The following is a 16720-nucleotide window of genomic DNA, read 5'->3' as shown; positions in this document are numbered from 1 at the left end:
ATTACGCCCCTTTTCCGGTTAAATTAACAGTTGGGTTGATCAACCCATACAGCAAATCGACAATGGTGTTCGTCACCACAAAAAGCAGCCCGACAAAAATTACATAGGCAGTGATCAGCGGTGTATCCACTCGGTTAATCGCCTCTAAAAAGAGCAAGCCCGTTCCCGGCCATTGAAAAACGGTTTCCGTTAAAATGGTGTAGGCCACCATGGTCCCTATCTGCACGCCACCGACGGTGAGCACTGGGAGTAATGTATTTCTTAACGCGTGTTGAAAATAAATTTTATTCATGGCTAAGCCTTTGGCTTTAGCAAATTTTATGTATTCGGAACTTAAGACTTCGAGCATCTCTGAACGCACCAAGCGGATAAAGAGCGGCAACATAATAGAAGCCAAAGCAATACTAGGTAGCACTAAATGACTTAAACCATCCAAGTTAAATAAGCCCGACTCCCACCCCAATAACTGGGTGGTTTGCCCCCGTCCATAAGAGGGTAGCCAGCCTAATTCAATGGAAAAAACATACATCAGCATGATAGCGGTTAAAAAGACCGGAATGGAAATACCCACACTACTGCCCGCCATGATCAACTTTGAGAACCAACGCTTAGGATGAATGGCAGAATACACCCCAAGAGGAATGGAGAGGCTAATAATGATTAGGGTTGCGGCAAATACCAACTCCAGTGTGGCGACTAATTTATCTAATATCACCTCAACTGCTGACCGTTTGAAAGTGTAAGAGGTGCCTAAATCTCCCTGAACGGCAGAACTTAAGAAACGGGTATATTTGACGAGAAACGGGTCATTAAGCCCCAACTCATCACGCATCGCTTGGCGCTGTTCTTCTGAAACTGATTGCCCCACCAACTCACGCAATGGGTCACCGAGGTTATCTTGAATTGCAAATGCCACCAAACTGATGACAAACATTACTATCACTGCCTGATACAGGCGTTTGACCAGAAAAGAAAACATTCCCTGCCCCTTAAACTATCCATAACTGCTGTGCTTGAACTCGCACAACGAAACTCTTCGACCTTAATAGCATGCTTAATCCGACCGAATAAAAATTAAGCTCGACAAGGTAAGCGCAGTATCCCGTAAAAACATATCACTGTGAGAGATAAAACGAAAAGCGACGAGACTCTTCTGTCGCTTTTCGTTAACCCACTTAATGCAGGTTGAGTTTCCTTATGGGTTATTCTTTAACCACCAAATCACCAAAGTAAGGGAAATCCATACCGTTAATGATCGGAGCCAACTCTAGGTTTTTCTTAGCTGCCCATGAAGGATCTTGCCAGTGGAGCGGAACGAAGGCCGCTTCATTATAGAGAATCTCTTCTACTTTTCTCAGCATTTCACCACGCTTAACTAAGTCGGTTTCTACATTAGAGGCATCAACTAAAGCATCCACTTCCGCATTTGAATAGTAACCGCAGTTATACTGACCTTTACCCGTTTGTTCATTACGGGTCATGGTTAAGAACTCAGTGAAGTTTGCTGAATCTTCCGTATCAGGGTGCCAGCCAATCAGTAACATATCAGCGGCACATTTATCAAACTCTGGCCAAAATTGTGCTTTAGGCATGGTTTTCAAATCGACCTTGATACCGATACGAGCCAGCATGGCTGATGCGGCTTGCGCAATTTTATCATCATTCACATAGCGGTTATTAGGAGCGAGCATACTCATGCTAAAGCCTTTCTCATAACCGGCTTCTTTCATCAATTGTTTGGCTTTTTCAAGGTCAAAACGTGGTTTGAGATTTTCGTTATAACCTGCATAACCCACTGGGCTTTGCTGCCCTGCGGCGGTTGCTGCACCACGCATCACTCGATCAACAATACCTTGGTTATTAATCGCATAAACAATCGCTTGGCGAACACGTACATCACGCAGCGCTTCATGGCTATTTTGGTTGAGTTGGAAGGTGATCACTCGTGTACCCGGCATGGTGTACAGTTCAATATCTTTAGCGTTACGAATTCGCTGGTAATCATTGGGCGAAACAGGAGCAATCATATCAACGCCCCCAGACAACAAAGCAGCCACTCGCGTTGCGGCTTCTTTAATCGGCACCAGTGTCAACTTATCCACATTGCCTTTGCTGTCTTTATCCCAGTAATCGGCAAAGCGAGCAAATTCGACGCGTATTCCCTGCTCACGCTCGGTCACTATAAAAGGCCCCGTCCCAGAGGCATGGGTTGAAGCAAAGGAAGATCCGTGTTTAACGATTTCTGCTTTATTTTTACCTTCAGCCGTTGTCCCAGTGTAGAACTTGCTATCCATAGGAAAAATATAAGTCGCCACGTTTTCAATCAGCGGATAAACCCCATTTGTTTTAATATCGACCGTGTAGTCATCCACTTTGGTGACTGAGGCAAGAGGCTCGAAAATACCTTTAAAATCCGCCGAATCTTTCAATCGATTAAAGGTCCATACCACATCATCTGCGGTAAAAGGATTGCCTGAATGAAATGTTACACCTTGGCGCAGGGTAAAACGCATCGTTTCATCGTCCAAGCGCTGCCAAGACTGAGCCAGACGAGGTTCAAATTTCATGTCCTGCGTAAAACGAATTAATGGATCAAAGACCATATGTGACAATTGCAGCGTTCCCCCCGAAAGCTGCTCATGAGGGTCCATGGAGACAGGATCTGAATCGTAGGCAACTTTAATCTGCGCAGCACTGAGTGAAAAACTCAATCCTGCCGCCATTAAAGCTAAGGTCAGCTTGCTTTTAAAGGTTATCATTGCATAACTCCTTATGCGGGAATTTATATCCCTTATGTTATTGTACTGCTGTTAATGCGTGCTTTTTCCACTTGATATGGAATGAAAACCGACTAAGCGGTTTCTGCCTTTTCTCTTAACCCGGTAAACTCAGGCATCAAGGAAATCAATTGTTTGCTGTATTCATGCTGTGGCGTTGTAAAAAGCTGTTCGGTTGGGGCGACTTCTAATAAGGTTCCCATTTGCATCACCCCCACTCGATCGCACATTTGCCGAATCACGGGTAAATCGTGACTGATAAACAACATGGTTAAATTCAGCTCTTGCTGTAAATCTTTCAGCAAGTTAAGAATTTGCGCTTGAACAGACACATCTAACGCCGAGGTCGGCTCATCGCAAATCAATAATCGAGGGCGGGTTGCCAAAGCGCGAGCAATCGAAATCCTCTGCCGCTGCCCTCCAGAAAATTCATGGGGATATTTAAGCCCCGCCATTCGACCCAGTCCCACATAGTCCAATAAATCATTCACAATTTTTCGGGTTTGCGATTCATTGTCGGTCAGTTTATGAAAACGAATAGGCTCAGCGATGATATCCAATACCTTCATTCGAGGGTTCATGGAGGTATAAGGATTTTGAAAGACCATTTGCATCTGACGGCGCATCGGGCGGCGCTGTTTTTCTGACTTGAGCCCGGTAAGATCTATCCCTTCAAAAGTTACGCGCCCTTCATTGGGTTGATATAGGCCGGCGATCACTCGTGCTATGGTCGATTTTCCTGAGCCCGATTCTCCCACCAGACCAAAGGTTTCCCCTTCATGGACTTGAAAGCTAACATTATTGGACGCTTGCACATACTCACGGCGGCTTTCAAATAGAGAATCTTTAGTCACAAAACGAAGATTAACATTCTCAATGTTCAACAGTGGACCAGTATAAGCACGCTGATCTTGGCTCTGACCTAACCAATGATGCTTAATATCTAGTGGAGCCAGCTCACTGGCTTCTTCGATGTAACTGACGAGAGGAAAGCGCTCTAACTTGATATCTGAGCGAGGAACGGCTGAAATTAAACTACGCGTATAAGGATGATCGGGGTTACCTAATACTTTTGCCGTTGGGCCAAATTCGACTAACTCGCCACGATACATAACCGCAACCCGATCGGTCACATTGGAAACCACGCCCATATCATGAGTCACCAACATACAACCCACGTTATTCTTTTTGCATAATTCACGGATCAGCGACAGTATTTGATCTTGAATCGATACATCCAACGCTGTAGTTGGTTCATCAGCAATAATTAAATCCGGCTCTCCCGCCAGCGCAATCGCTATCACGACCCGTTGACGCATACCACCCGAAAACTGATGGGGGTACTGCTTTAAGCGATTTTCAGGCTGAGGGATCCCCACCTGCTGCATGAGAGATAAAGCCCGTTGATAAGCTTCTTCATGGCTGACCTTCATATTAGCGTGAATAGTTTCAGTTAATTGGTGTTCAACCGTAAACAAGGGGTTAAGTGATGTCATGGGATCTTGAAAGATAAACCCAATTTTTGAGCCTCGAACTTGACGCATTTTTTCAGGAGATAAACCAGAGATTTTCTCTCCATCTAAGAATACCTCACCTCCTGCAATCGTTCCGGGAGGGCTTAATAAATCAATGATCGCATTCCCAACCGTAGACTTACCTGCGCCAGACTCACCCACGACGCCAACAATTTCACCACGCTCAATATTAAAGCTGAGCGATTTTACCGCTGCATGGACACCATGACGTGACGGATATTCAATGCGTAGATGACTAACCTCTAAAAGTGACATGTAAACCAGACCTCACTGCTTTGGCACAATACTGCCCTGTCTGAGGCTTACACCATTGCAATGTGCATCGCTGATGGCATAAAACCTATGATTCCCTTCTACCAACACAGTACAATCTGCTGGCTATTTACAAGTTCATCATTGTGGCAAAAATCTCACACAAAAGCAACAATCAAAGGATAAAAACTCGATAACACAGTAAAACAAAGCATCTTAATCGAATAAACATGCACAATTAATAGATATAAAAATGGTCAAACCACCGAACCATATTGATAACACATGGATACAAGTTAGAGTTTATCGCTAATTTTTATAAAACAAGAAAGAGATCATAAAAATCATGCTTGCATATTATCTCAACCACGACCCAAGCTAAAAATTAACAATATAGAAACAAATATCGATGTATAACCATAAGACAGCCCAAAAGAATGAATCTAATAAAAATACTAGTGATAAAACACAATACATAAACAAAAGTCAGTATATTAACCTACGAAAGTCTAGGTTAAAAAAAGGCTTCATCCTCTTATAAACAAGGGTTGCCATACTGGCTCTCTGTACATCGTCTTGATCACTTCTCACTGGTTTTATGCATGATTGCAAAAATAAAAACTCTGATTTTGAAAATTCATCATTCTCACCATTTGAGAATATAAGGGAAAACTACCAGAGTGGTGAATGAGAAACTCAGGTTGAATCATGGCAACCCCACTCATTGATGAATAAAACATAGAAAGAAAAAAGCCCCAGTCTTTCGACTAGAGCTTAATGTAGTGGTCGGTGAAGAGCCGAATTTGAATATCAGACGAACCCCTCTCTTCTCTTAATAGAAAGACAGGTAGCAAAAAGCCCCAGTCTTTCGACTAGAGCTTAATATAGTGGTCGGTGAAGAGGGATTCGAACCCCCGACCCTCTGGTCCCAAACCAGATGCGCTACCAAACTGCGCTATTCACCGATAACTTAATAATGGGGTGGCTAACGAGACTTGAACTCGCGACAACCGGAATCACAATCCGGGGCTCTACCAACTGAGCTATAGCCACCATCAATTTTTGCAATAACCGCTTATCTGCCGTTATTTTAAGCTACGTCATTACCTAGCTTTTGAATAAGTGGTCGGTGAAGAGGGATTCGAACCCCCGACCCTCTGGTCCCAAACCAGATGCGCTACCAAACTGCGCTATTCACCGACGAAATTTTGTTTAAGGATATTTGACGAGAAGGTCACCCTCTGGTCTGCTATTCCTAAAACTGGAGATGCGCGACTAAGTTACGCTATTCCCCACTTTATCCTTGTTTTATCTCGAAGTTAATCAAGAAAGGAAACATCCGTTACCTAAATAATGGGGTGGCTAACGAGACTTGAACTCGCGACAACCGGAATCACAATCCGGGGCTCTACCAACTGAGCTATAGCCACCATCAATGTTGCCAACATGCACCAATCAACCAACCGGATGGCGCGCCCGAAAGGATTCGAACCTTCGACCTTTGGCTCCGGAGGCCAACGCTCTATCCAGCTGAGCTACGGGCGCATGCCCTATCGGCGGAGTGGAATAATACGTATATCCCCCTAGGTCGTCTAGTACTTTTTCAACTTTTTTTCTCGTTTGACGGCTTTTTCATCAACCGTCTGCTATAAAGCTGATTAATGGGATGTGATTCATGCCTTGAAGATCGCAACTTGTTGTTTATTGCAACATCCGAACAGGATATACTCACCATGTTTTTACATTGATTTAACAGAAAATATCACTTTAAATCAATCCCGCTCTAGACTTAGTATAAAATTTGGGTAAGCCACGCTTATCCTCGGAATGTAAAGTGAGTTAATGGATATGTCTCGATCAGCCTTAAGCGTATGGTTCGCTACGTTCACCTTTTCAGTTGCAGCATTTGCGACAAACCCAAGTGATTATGATGCCATTGCGGAACGCATCAAACCCGTTGGCAACGTTTATCTTGCTGGTAGTGAACCTGTCAACGAAGAACCAACTGGCCCACGTGATGGCGAAACGGTGTATAAAACCTTTTGTACGGCTTGCCATGCGACTGGCGTCACAGGGGCACCTAAAATTGGTAATGCTGAAGATTGGGCACCCCGTATCGCACAAGGGAAAGACGTGCTAACAGAACATGCTATACAAGGTTTTAACTTGATGCCCGCACGTGGTACGTGTATGAATTGCTCCGATGAAGAAATTGTTGCTGCCATTGAACATATGATTGCAGGGCTGTAATCCACCCTCCACTCAGAGCTTGGGGCATTGGCTGACCAAGCTCCGAGTCGGTCATTTTTTATTAAACATCGACCTTAAATTAGCAATATGGGCTTGCCCTTTACTCATCCGTTCTTCTTGCGAAAGGACTTTTTTCTTGGTTTCCCATTCCACATCATCATAAGGTAATTCATCTAAAAAACGGCTTTGAGTCGGTTTGAGTAACTCGCCAAATTGACGGCGTTCTTTACATAAGGTGAAAGTGAGCTCTTTTTGGGCACGAGTAATGCCAACATACATTAACCGCCGCTCCTCTTCGACGTTATCTTCATCAATGCTGGTTTGATGTGGCAAAATGCCTTCTTCCGCGCCAATTAAATAGACATACGGAAATTCGAGGCCTTTTGAGGCATGTAACGTCATCAGTTGTACCGCATCACTGTCATCATCTTGTTCTCCACGCTCCATCATGTCGCGTAGCGTTAAACGTTGTACAACTTCTTTTAAGGTTTTCTCTTGTTGATCGTGGTTATCGCCTTCTAAATCAGCAACAATCCATGAATAGAGCTCAGAAACATTCTTCATCCGCATTTCCGCCGCTTTTGCACTTGGAGAAGTCTCATATAACCAATCTTCATAGTGAATATCGCGCACTAATGAGCGTACCGCTTCAACGGTGTTTCCTCGCTCAGCATTATCTGCAATGGCAACCAACCACTGAGTAAAACGGCGTAGATTGTCTAAACCTCGACCGGAAAGATGTTGCTCAAGCCCTAACTCAAAACTGGCCGAAAATAAGCTTTTCCCGCGCATATTGGCATAACGACCCAATTTTTCTAATGTTGCGGGGCCTATCTCCCGCTTGGGAGTATTCACAATACGTAAGAATGCGTTGTCATCATCAGGGTTCACTAATACACGTAGATACGCCATGATATCTTTGATTTCTGCCCGAGCAAAAAATGAGGTACCACCTGATAATTTATACGGCACACGGTTTTGCATCAGGGACTTTTCAATTAATCGTGATTGGTGGTTGCCACGATATAAGATAGCGTAGTCACGATATTCGGTACGGTTAAGAAATTTGTGAGCAATGAGCTCCGCCGTTACTCGTTCAGCTTCATGATCTTCATTATTGGCCATAATCACTTTGAGTTTTTCACCCTCAGGTATTTCAGAAAATAACGTTTTTTCATACACATGGGGGTTATTGGCGATCAAAATATTCGCCGCTCGCAGAATCCGACTTGTTGAACGATAATTTTGTTCTAACTTAATCAGCCTTAAATTAACAAAATCACGCCCCAGTTGAACGAGGTTCTGTGGTTTCGCACCTCGCCAAGAGTAGATGGACTGATCATCATCGCCCACCACGGTTAATCGCCCACGTTCTCCCACCAGCAGCTTCACCAGCTCATATTGACTGGAGTTGGTGTCTTGGTATTCATCGACTAATAAATAACGAATACGGCTTTGCCAGCGTTCGCGGACTTCTTGCTGACTACGTAACAATAATACTGGTAATAAAATGAGATCATCAAAATCCAGCGCATTATAGGATTGCATCTGCTTTTGGTAGAGCTCAAAGCAGAATGCAAAGAGTTGCTGTTGCTCTCCTTTTGCCAGAATTTTTGCTTGCTCAGGAGAGATCATGTCATTTTTCCAGTTGGAGATGGTACTCAATAGTTGACGTAATAAATCTTTGTCACCCTCTAACTGTTTGTCCGTGAGCTCTTTAAGTAATGCTAACTGATCTTGATCGTCAAATAATGAAAAGCCCGCTTTTAGACCAAGATACTTATATTCACGCCGAATAATATTGAGCCCTAATGTGTGAAAGGTTGAAACCATTAAACCTCGAGATTCAGCTTTCCCCAGCGTTTGGCCTACCCGCTCTTTCATTTCACGGGCCGCTTTATTGGTAAAGGTAACCGCTGCAATGTTACGAGCTTTATAACCACACTGCTGAACGAGGTAGGCTATTTTATTGGTAATCACTCGAGTTTTTCCCGAACCTGCACCAGCGAGTACGAGGCAAGGGCCTGACACATATTTGACCGCTTCGTCTTGTCTTAAATTCAGCTTCATCGTGTTTTCTGATCTAGGGTTCGGGCTGGTCATGATAATGCTGGTTAGGGGTTAGTACCAAGAAAAGAACCGAGTATTTTTATTTTGCTATACAAGTGTATTGCATAACTATCGGGGTTATAGGCTATAATGCAAACATGATGATTAAGACCCGCCGATAGGCGATATAACGAAGTCGTCATAAATAATATGCAAACTAAACGATAACAACGGGTTGCAATTTAAGGTCGCTTAAGCAGAGAATGTGGACTCTTATCGACATTCTCTCTTTTTTGAATGCATATCAGGGTCTGTGCGATAACTCAGCCTAGTCTTTGAATAACCGTCGCCTATACACTATTTTGTGTACGGGCATTTCAACTGGATGACGAAAGCCTGAAAGTAGTAATCGATGCTCGTTGGGACACAATCATTCAATATTAATTTGGAGTTCTCACCAGAATGAAAAAGTGGACATTTTTTATGTTACTTATCGTGGTGCTGCTATTTGGTAGCGTGATAGGTTTCAATGTATTTAAACAACAGAAGATTGCTGAATATTTGGCTAATCGCCCAGAAGCTGAGTTTCCAGTTACCGTCACTACAGTCGACCCCGTTGATTGGGTTCCAGCGATTGAAGCCATTGGCTTTATCGAGCCAAATCAAGGTGTAACACTCACAACCGAAACCAGTGGCGTAATTGACCGCATTCAGTTTGAATCTGGCACCCAAGTTGAAGAAAACCAACCTTTAGTCTTGCTAGATTCTGAAGTTGAAAAGGCCAACTTAAAAAGTTCACAAGCTCGGCTGCCTGCAGCAAAAGCAAAATATGAGCGCTATAAAGGGCTATTTAGCAAAGGATCGATTTCTAAAGAAGCATTTGATGAAGCTGAAGCAAACTACTATTCACTTTCTGCGGATATTGAAAGCTTAAAAGCCACCATTGATCGCCGGGAAATCAAAGCGCCGTTTGCAGGCGTGGTCGGTATTCGTAACGTATACCTTGGCCAATATTTACAGCCCGGCACGGATATTGTGCGCCTAGAAGATACCACTGTTATGCGTTTACGTTTTACTGTACCGCAAACTGATATTTCTCGTATTTCAATGGGGCAAGAAGTCGATATTTTTGTTGATGCCTACCCAAGCCGCTCTTTCAAAGGCTCCATTACAGCAATAGAACCTGCCGTCAGTGTGCAAAGTGGTTTGATCCAAGTTCAAGCAGATATTCCGAACAGTGAAGGCAAATTGCGCAGCGGTATGTTTGCGCGTGCGAATATTATTCTGCCTAAACTCACCGACCAAGTCACCCTTCCTCAAACCGCGATCACCTTTACGCTTTACGGTAATAACGCCTTTGTGGTTACCGAGCAAGATGGCGTGAAACGCGTTGAGCAACGAGTTGTGAAAGTGGGTGAACGCACCAAAGATATTGCGCACATCCTTGAAGGTATTAACGCAGGCGATGTCGTGGTCACATCCGGTCAAGTACGTTTAAGTAATGGTGTGAAAGTTCGTATCGTTGAAAGTGATGCCACCACACTCTCTGCCGAAACACCGATGCTGTAACCGGAGGAATTATGCGCTTTACTGATGTTTTTATTAAACGTCCAGTTCTAGCGGTATCGATCAGCTTTTTGATTGCGTTACTTGGTTTGCAAGCCGTATTCAAAATGCAGGTCAGTGAATACCCTGAAATGACAAATACGATAGTAACGGTATCAACTAGTTACTATGGTGCTAGTGCTGACTTGATCCAAGGCTTTATCACTCAGCCTCTGGAACAAGCAGTTGCACAAGCTGACAACATTGACTATATGACGTCACAGTCTGTGTTAGGTAGCTCAAAAATCACGGTCAGTATGAAACTAAACACTGACCCTAATGCAGCATTATCCGACATTCTGGCGAAAACTAACTCTGTTCGTTCTCAGCTTCCTAAGGAAGCAGAAGACCCAACTGTGACAATGTCAACGGGTTCAACAACAGCCGTCATGTACATTGGTTTTACCAGTGATGAGTTAAACTCCAGCCAAATTACGGACTATCTACAACGGGTTATCAACCCCCAACTGTATGCCATTAATGGTATTTCCAGCATTGACCTTTATGGTGGGATGAAATACGCCCTACGTGTCTGGTTAGATCCGGCAAAAATGGCCGCCTTTAATTTAACGGCCACAGATGTCATGAGTGTCTTAAGCGCCAATAACTACCAATCAGCCACAGGCCAAGCTGTCGGTGAATTTGTGCTGTTTAATGGAAGTGCTGACACACAAGTCTCCAATGTGGAAGATCTACAAAGCCTAGTGGTAAAAACTGAAGATGGTAGTGTTACTCGCTTAGGTGACATCGCCAAAGTAACGCTAGCCAAAAGTCATGATACCTACCGCGCCAGTGCAAATGGTCAGGAAGCGGTCGTTGCGGCCGTCAACGCAGCCCCGAGCGCAAACCCGATAAACATTGCCCAAGATGTTTGGAATGTATTGCCAGAGCTTAAACGCAATATGCCAAGCAATATCAAAATGAATGTGATGTACGATTCGACAGTAGCGATCAATGAGTCCATTCATGAAGTTATTAAAACAATTGCTGAAGCCGCATTGATTGTATTGATCGTGATAACCCTTTTCCTTGGTTCACTTCGTGCAGTCATCATTCCAATTGTAACGATTCCTTTGTCTCTTATTGGGGTTGCGATGGTCATGCAAGCCATGGGGTTCTCTTGGAATCTGATGACTTTGCTGGCAATGGTACTGGCGATTGGTTTGGTGGTTGATGATGCGATTGTCGTCTTAGAAAACGTTGACCGACACATTAAAGAGGGGGAGTCTCCCTTCAGAGCCGCTATCATTGGTACACGAGAAATCGCTGTTCCGGTTATTTCAATGACGCTCACCTTAGGTGCAGTATATGCCCCCATCGCATTGATGGGAGGAATTACTGGGGCACTATTTAAAGAGTTTGCACTGACTCTGGCAGGCTCTGTCTTTGTTTCCGGCATTATAGCTTTAACACTTTCCCCGATGATGTGTTCGAAAATGTTAAAAGCTAACGAGAAGCCAAATAAATTTGAGCAAAAAGTCCATCATATCCTTGATAAAATGACGCTCCGTTATGAGCATATGTTGCAATCGGTCATGGCTCATCGACCTGTTGTCATTGCCTTTGCTTTCATTGTTTTTGCCAGCCTTCCCGTGTTGTTTAAGTTTATTCCCAGCGAACTTGCCCCATCAGAGGATAAAGGGGTGATCATGTTACTCGGAACCGGGCAATCCAATGCGAACTTGGATTACCTTTCTAATACCATGAATGACGTGAATAAAATCTTATCGGCTCAGCCTGAGGTCCAATTTGCACAGGTCTTTACTGGGGTACCTGAATCAAACCAAGCCTTTGGAATTGCCTCCATGGTGCCTTGGAGTGAACGACAAACGAGCCAAGCTGAACTTGCCACTCGTGTTGGTAACTTGGTTAAAGACATTCCAGGTATGGCTGTAACTACATTCCAAATGCCAGAGCTACCAGGAGCAGGTTCAGGGTTACCGATCCAGTTTGTCATGACCACGCCAAATGCTTTTGAAAGCTTATTCACTATTGCAAGTGATGTGCTTGCCGAAGTGCAATCCAGTCCACTGTTTGTTTATTCAAACTTGGATCTGAATTATGACTCTGCAACGATGAAAATTAACATCGATAAAGACAAAGCAGGTTCCTATGGTGTAACCATGCAAGATATTGGTATCACTCTAGGTACTATGATGGCAGATGGTTATGTCAACCGTATCGATCTTAATGGCCGCTCTTATGAGGTTATTCCGCAAGTTGAACGGAAATGGCGACTAAACCCTGAATCAATGAAAAACTACTTCGTTCGAGCCGTGGATGGAAAAATGATTCCTCTCGGTAGTTTAATTACCATTGATGTGGTGGCTGAACCAAGAGCATTACCTCACTTTAACCAGCTCAACTCAGCAACCGTTGGGGCGGTTCCTTCGCCAACAACCGCGATGGGCGATGCTATTGACTGGTTTGAGAATATTGCGTCAACTAAGCTACCTAAAGGCTATAACCATGACTATATGGGTGAAGCTCGCCAATATGTAACGGAAGGAAGCGCTCTGTATGTCACTTTCGGCTTAGCTCTAGCAATTATTTTCTTGGTTCTTGCGATTCAATTTGAATCACTAAAAGATCCATTAGTGATCATGGTCTCTGTTCCTCTCGCCATCTGTGGTGCATTGATTGCCCTTGCTTGGGGAGTCTCAACCATGAATATTTACTCACAAGTTGGGCTGATTACTTTAGTAGGGCTTATCACCAAACACGGAATCTTAATTTGTGAGGTCGCCAAAGAGGAGCAACTTCACAATAAACTAAGCCGAATTGATGCGGTAACAGCTGCAGCAAAAGTTCGTTTACGTCCAATTCTCATGACAACGGCGGCCATGATTGCCGGCTTAGTTCCACTGATGTATGCCACTGGGGCTGGGGCCGCTCAGCGCTTTAGTATTGGTATCGTTATTGTGGCAGGTTTATCCATTGGTACGCTATTCACCCTGTTTGTTTTACCTGTGATTTACAGTTATCTTGCTGAAAAACACAAACCACTACCTATCTTTGTTGAAGATAAAGATTTAGAAAAGCTGGCTCGAGTTGATGAAGCTAAGGCTGCGCAACGCCAATTCGCTGAAAACAAATAAGCGGTGAAGAATATTCATCATCACAAAAGGCCACACTGGTGGCCTTTTTTATGCCACTTATTAACGACTTTCAATGATGAATTACATAGAATGAGCGGAATAAATATAGGAGTGAATAACGAATGTTTGATCCAAAAAAACTTGAGCAAATTGCAAAACAGATTCACGAATCGATGCCGCAGCCTGTTAAAGAGCTCGGTGCAGATGTTGAACAAAAAGTTCGTCAGGTCATTCAGGGCCAACTCAATAAACTCGATGTGGTCAGCCGTGAAGAGTTCGATGTACAAACTCAGGTATTGTTGCGAACTCGCCAAAAGCTAACAGAAATGGAACAAAAGCTCTCTGAATTAGAAGCTAAATTAGCAGACAAGTAGAAGCTCGTTACGTGCAATAGCACTCTACTTTCTCGACACTAAATATAAAAAGGGCCTAGTCTTTGACTAAGCCCTTTCGGTTTTTTATAGTGTTGTGTTTACATTTTTATATTTAGATTATTTAATTAATCACCAACCGCAATACGCTTCATATCTTTCATGTAACCTCGCAGTTCTTCACCAATATATTCCACTGGATGATTACGAATAATGCTGTTGACTTCAATCAGAGTCGCGTTATCCACTTGATTTGAAGTGGCATCTAAACCTTTACCAATGACATCCGTGCTCACTTTTGGCATGAACTTTTCACGCAATAGTGGCGTCGCAACGTTAGCAAACAAGTAGTTACCATATTCTGCCGTATCCGAAATCACTACGTTCATTTCATACAGACGCTTACGTGCAACGGTATTAGCGATCAGTGGTAGTTCATGCAGAGATTCGTAGTAAGCAGACTCATCAATAATTCCTGATGCGGTCATCGCTTCAAATGCTAGCTCAACCCCAGCACGGACCATGGCAATCATCAAAATGCCGTTATCAAAGTACTCTTGTTCAGCAATCTTTACATCAGTTTCAGGGTAGTTTTCAAAAGCAGTTTCTGCTGTTTCCGCACGCCAGCCTAATAACTCAGCATCATCATTCGCCCAGTCTGCCATCATGGTGCTAGAGAAATGGCCAGAAATGATGTCATCCATATGTTTGTTGTACAGCGGACGTAGTAACTCTTTGAGCTCTTCAGATAACTCAAATGCTTTAATTTTCGCAGGGTTAGAAAGACGATCCATCATATGAGTGATACCACCAAACTTCAGGGCTTCCGTCACTGTTTCCCAACCAAATTGCAGCAATTTACCGGCGTAACCGGGTTCAATACCTTCAGCAACCATCTTCTCGTAGCATACGATGGAACCCGCTTGCAACATACCACATAGAATAGTCTGTTCACCCATCAGGTCAGACTTTACTTCAGCAACAAAAGAAGATTCCAAACATCCAGCACGATGACCGCCTGTCGCCGCAGCCCACGCTTTTGCAATATCCCAACCTTCACCTTTTGGATCATTCTCTGGGTGCACAGCAATTAAGGTAGGTACACCAAAGCCTCGTTTATATTCTTCACGAACTTCTGTACCTGGACACTTAGGCGCAACCATCACAACTGTCAAATCTTTACGGATCTGCATCCCTTCTTCTACGATATTAAAGCCATGCGAGTAACCCAATGCTGCGCCATCTTTCATCAAAGGCATTACAGTTTCAACAACATTGGAATGCTGCTTATCTGGAGTTAGGTTGATCACAAGATCAGCTTGTGGAATAAGATCTTCATAGCTACCTACAGCAAATCCATTATCCTTCGCATTTTTATAAGATTGGCGCTGTTCATCAATAGCAGCCTGACGTAATGCATAGGAAACATCCAAACCTGAATCGCGCATGTTCAAACCTTGGTTTAAACCCTGAGCCCCACATCCAACAATGACTACTTTCTTACCTTTTAGAAACTCAGCTTCTGTTGCAAACTCATCTCGAGCCATAAAACGACAACGACCAAGCTGATCAAGTTGTTCACGTAAATTTAATGTATTGAAATAATTAGCCATTGGGTGCTCCTTGATAATTTTCCATTTAGCCGGTGGCTTTGCACCGAATAACTCCATAGTAATGCAGACATTTAATTGCTTAAAGTGATATATTCACAATTAGTTATTGCAATAAATGCAAGAATGGATGATTGATGAATATAAAAACGTTACAGCTCTTTGTTCACCTATGTGAGAGTAAAAATTTCAGCAAGACAGCAAACACCATGCATGTCAGCCCATCTGCACTCAGCAGGCAAATTCAAAAATTAGAGCAAGAGATTGGTCATGGGTTATTTATTCGAGATAACCGCAGCGTCGAACTGACCCCATCAGGCAGTCAACTACTTCCCTTTGCACTAAGAATCGTGAATGATTGGCAACAAATTCAATCTCAACTCAAGTATCAAGATAATGAATTAAAAGGAAAGATTCGCTTATTTTGCTCGGTCACCGCCAGCTATAGCCATTTACCTGAGCTTCTCAACGCTTTTCGACTTCAACATCCATATATAGAATTTAAATTGCTCACTGGCGATCCAGCACAAGCAATTGATCAGGTCCTTAATGATCAAGCCGATATTGCCATTTCAGCCATACCGTCTAGCTTCCCATCAAAAATTGAATTTGCAACTATTAGTGAAATTCCTCTTTCGGTTATAGCCCCTACAGGTATCCATCTTTTTTTAGCTGAAATTCAAAAAGAGTCTCCTGACTGGAATCAAATACCGTTTATTGTTCCTGAAGCTGGTACCGCTCGAGATCGAGCTAATGCGTGGTTTAAACAGATGAAAATTAAACCCAATATTTATGCTCAGATTGCAGGTCATGAAGCGATTGTTAGCTTGGTCGCCCTTGGTTGTGGAATTGGGATCGCTCCAGATGTTGTGATCAATAACAGTCCACTTAGAGATCAAGTGCAGCGAATTAATGTTCCTGCAATCAGGCCCTTTAAATTAGGCGTATGCTGCAAACGTTCACAACTTGATAATCCACTAGTCAGTGCTCTCTGGCGAGTTATAACAACTCAGATCAACGTCGCAAATTAAAGTAATAACCCGATTAATAGCAATGGTAAAAAATTTTTAATTTAGATATGTTTCTGAAGGAATAGAAACGAAAAAACCTTAACATTTCTGTTAAGGTTTCAGTGAGATGGCAGGGGTGGAGAGATTCGAACTCCCAACACGC

General features: G+C 43.3%; 10 protein-coding genes and 5 tRNA genes. 5 read left to right on the top strand and 10 right to left on the bottom strand.

Features of this window, described 5'->3' with window-relative positions:
• Nucleotide 1: 1 nt before the first annotated feature.
• From EXA13_RS13900 to EXA13_RS13865, 8 genes are all read right to left on the bottom strand, one after another.
• Nucleotides 2-979 carry an ABC transporter permease gene (locus EXA13_RS13900; RefSeq protein ID WP_238133715.1) on the bottom strand — a complete coding sequence of 326 codons (978 nt, stop codon included), beginning with the start codon at nucleotides 977-979 and terminating at the stop codon, nucleotides 2-4.
• Nucleotides 980-1202: 223 nt separating this feature from the next.
• Nucleotides 1203-2759, bottom strand: coding sequence for an ABC transporter substrate-binding protein (locus tag EXA13_RS13895; protein ID WP_238133714.1), 1557 nt, complete (start codon nucleotides 2757-2759; stop codon nucleotides 1203-1205).
• A gap of 92 nt (nucleotides 2760-2851) precedes the next feature.
• Entirely contained in the window at nucleotides 2852-4567 is a 1716-nt protein-coding gene (locus EXA13_RS13890; protein ID WP_238133713.1) for a dipeptide ABC transporter ATP-binding protein, read from the bottom strand.
• 885 nt (nucleotides 4568-5452) lie between these two features.
• Nucleotides 5453-5529 (bottom strand) — tRNA-Pro (locus tag EXA13_RS13885).
• Nucleotides 5530-5541: 12 nt separating this feature from the next.
• A tRNA-His gene (locus EXA13_RS13880) sits at nucleotides 5542-5617 on the bottom strand.
• 70 nt (nucleotides 5618-5687) lie between these two features.
• Nucleotides 5688-5764 (bottom strand) — tRNA-Pro (locus EXA13_RS13875).
• Between the two features lie 154 nt (nucleotides 5765-5918).
• Nucleotides 5919-5994: transfer RNA gene (locus EXA13_RS13870), tRNA-His, on the bottom strand.
• Between the two features lie 38 nt (nucleotides 5995-6032).
• A tRNA-Arg gene (locus tag EXA13_RS13865) sits at nucleotides 6033-6109 on the bottom strand.
• 297 nt (nucleotides 6110-6406) lie between these two features.
• Here EXA13_RS13865 and EXA13_RS13860 point away from each other — a divergent pair.
• Entirely contained in the window at nucleotides 6407-6814 is a 408-nt protein-coding gene (locus EXA13_RS13860) for a c-type cytochrome (RefSeq protein ID WP_238133712.1), read from the top strand.
• A 51-nt stretch (nucleotides 6815-6865) separates the two neighbouring features.
• Here the strand turns inward: EXA13_RS13860 and rep are convergent, their stop codons facing one another.
• On the bottom strand, nucleotides 6866-8884 hold the full coding sequence (gene rep, locus EXA13_RS13855; RefSeq protein WP_238133711.1) for a DNA helicase Rep: 2019 nt from the start codon (nucleotides 8882-8884) through the stop codon (nucleotides 6866-6868).
• 441 nt (nucleotides 8885-9325) lie between these two features.
• Here rep and EXA13_RS13850 point away from each other — a divergent pair, with 441 nt between their 5' ends.
• The 3 genes from EXA13_RS13850 (at nucleotide 9326) to ubiK (ending at nucleotide 13940) form a co-directional block, all read left to right on the top strand.
• Entirely contained in the window at nucleotides 9326-10432 is a 1107-nt protein-coding gene (locus EXA13_RS13850; RefSeq protein ID WP_238133710.1) for an efflux RND transporter periplasmic adaptor subunit, read from the top strand.
• Between the two features lie 11 nt (nucleotides 10433-10443).
• Entirely contained in the window at nucleotides 10444-13566 is a 3123-nt protein-coding gene (locus EXA13_RS13845; protein ID WP_238133709.1) for a multidrug efflux RND transporter permease subunit, read from the top strand.
• Nucleotides 13567-13688: 122 nt separating this feature from the next.
• Nucleotides 13689-13940, top strand: coding sequence for a ubiquinone biosynthesis accessory factor UbiK (gene ubiK, locus EXA13_RS13840; RefSeq protein ID WP_238133708.1), 252 nt, complete (start codon nucleotides 13689-13691; stop codon nucleotides 13938-13940).
• A 125-nt stretch (nucleotides 13941-14065) separates the two neighbouring features.
• Here the strand turns inward: ubiK and ilvC are convergent, their stop codons facing one another.
• The gene (gene ilvC / locus EXA13_RS13835) at nucleotides 14066-15550 is read right to left on the bottom strand and encodes a ketol-acid reductoisomerase (RefSeq protein WP_238133707.1); all 1485 of its coding nucleotides are present in this window, start codon (nucleotides 15548-15550) and stop codon (nucleotides 14066-14068) included.
• A gap of 134 nt (nucleotides 15551-15684) precedes the next feature.
• Between ilvC and ilvY the strand changes: the two genes are divergently transcribed.
• Nucleotides 15685-16578, top strand: coding sequence for an HTH-type transcriptional activator IlvY (gene ilvY, locus EXA13_RS13830; RefSeq protein WP_238133706.1), 894 nt, complete (start codon nucleotides 15685-15687; stop codon nucleotides 16576-16578).
• The last annotated feature ends 142 nt before the right edge of the window (nucleotides 16579-16720 follow it).

The organism is Vibrio cincinnatiensis, assembly GCF_022113815.1.
Lineage (GTDB): Bacteria > Pseudomonadota > Gammaproteobacteria > Enterobacterales > Vibrionaceae > Vibrio > Vibrio cincinnatiensis_A.
Note: the sequence above shows the minus strand (reverse complement) of the source record. Positions and strands in the feature narration are given on the sequence as shown.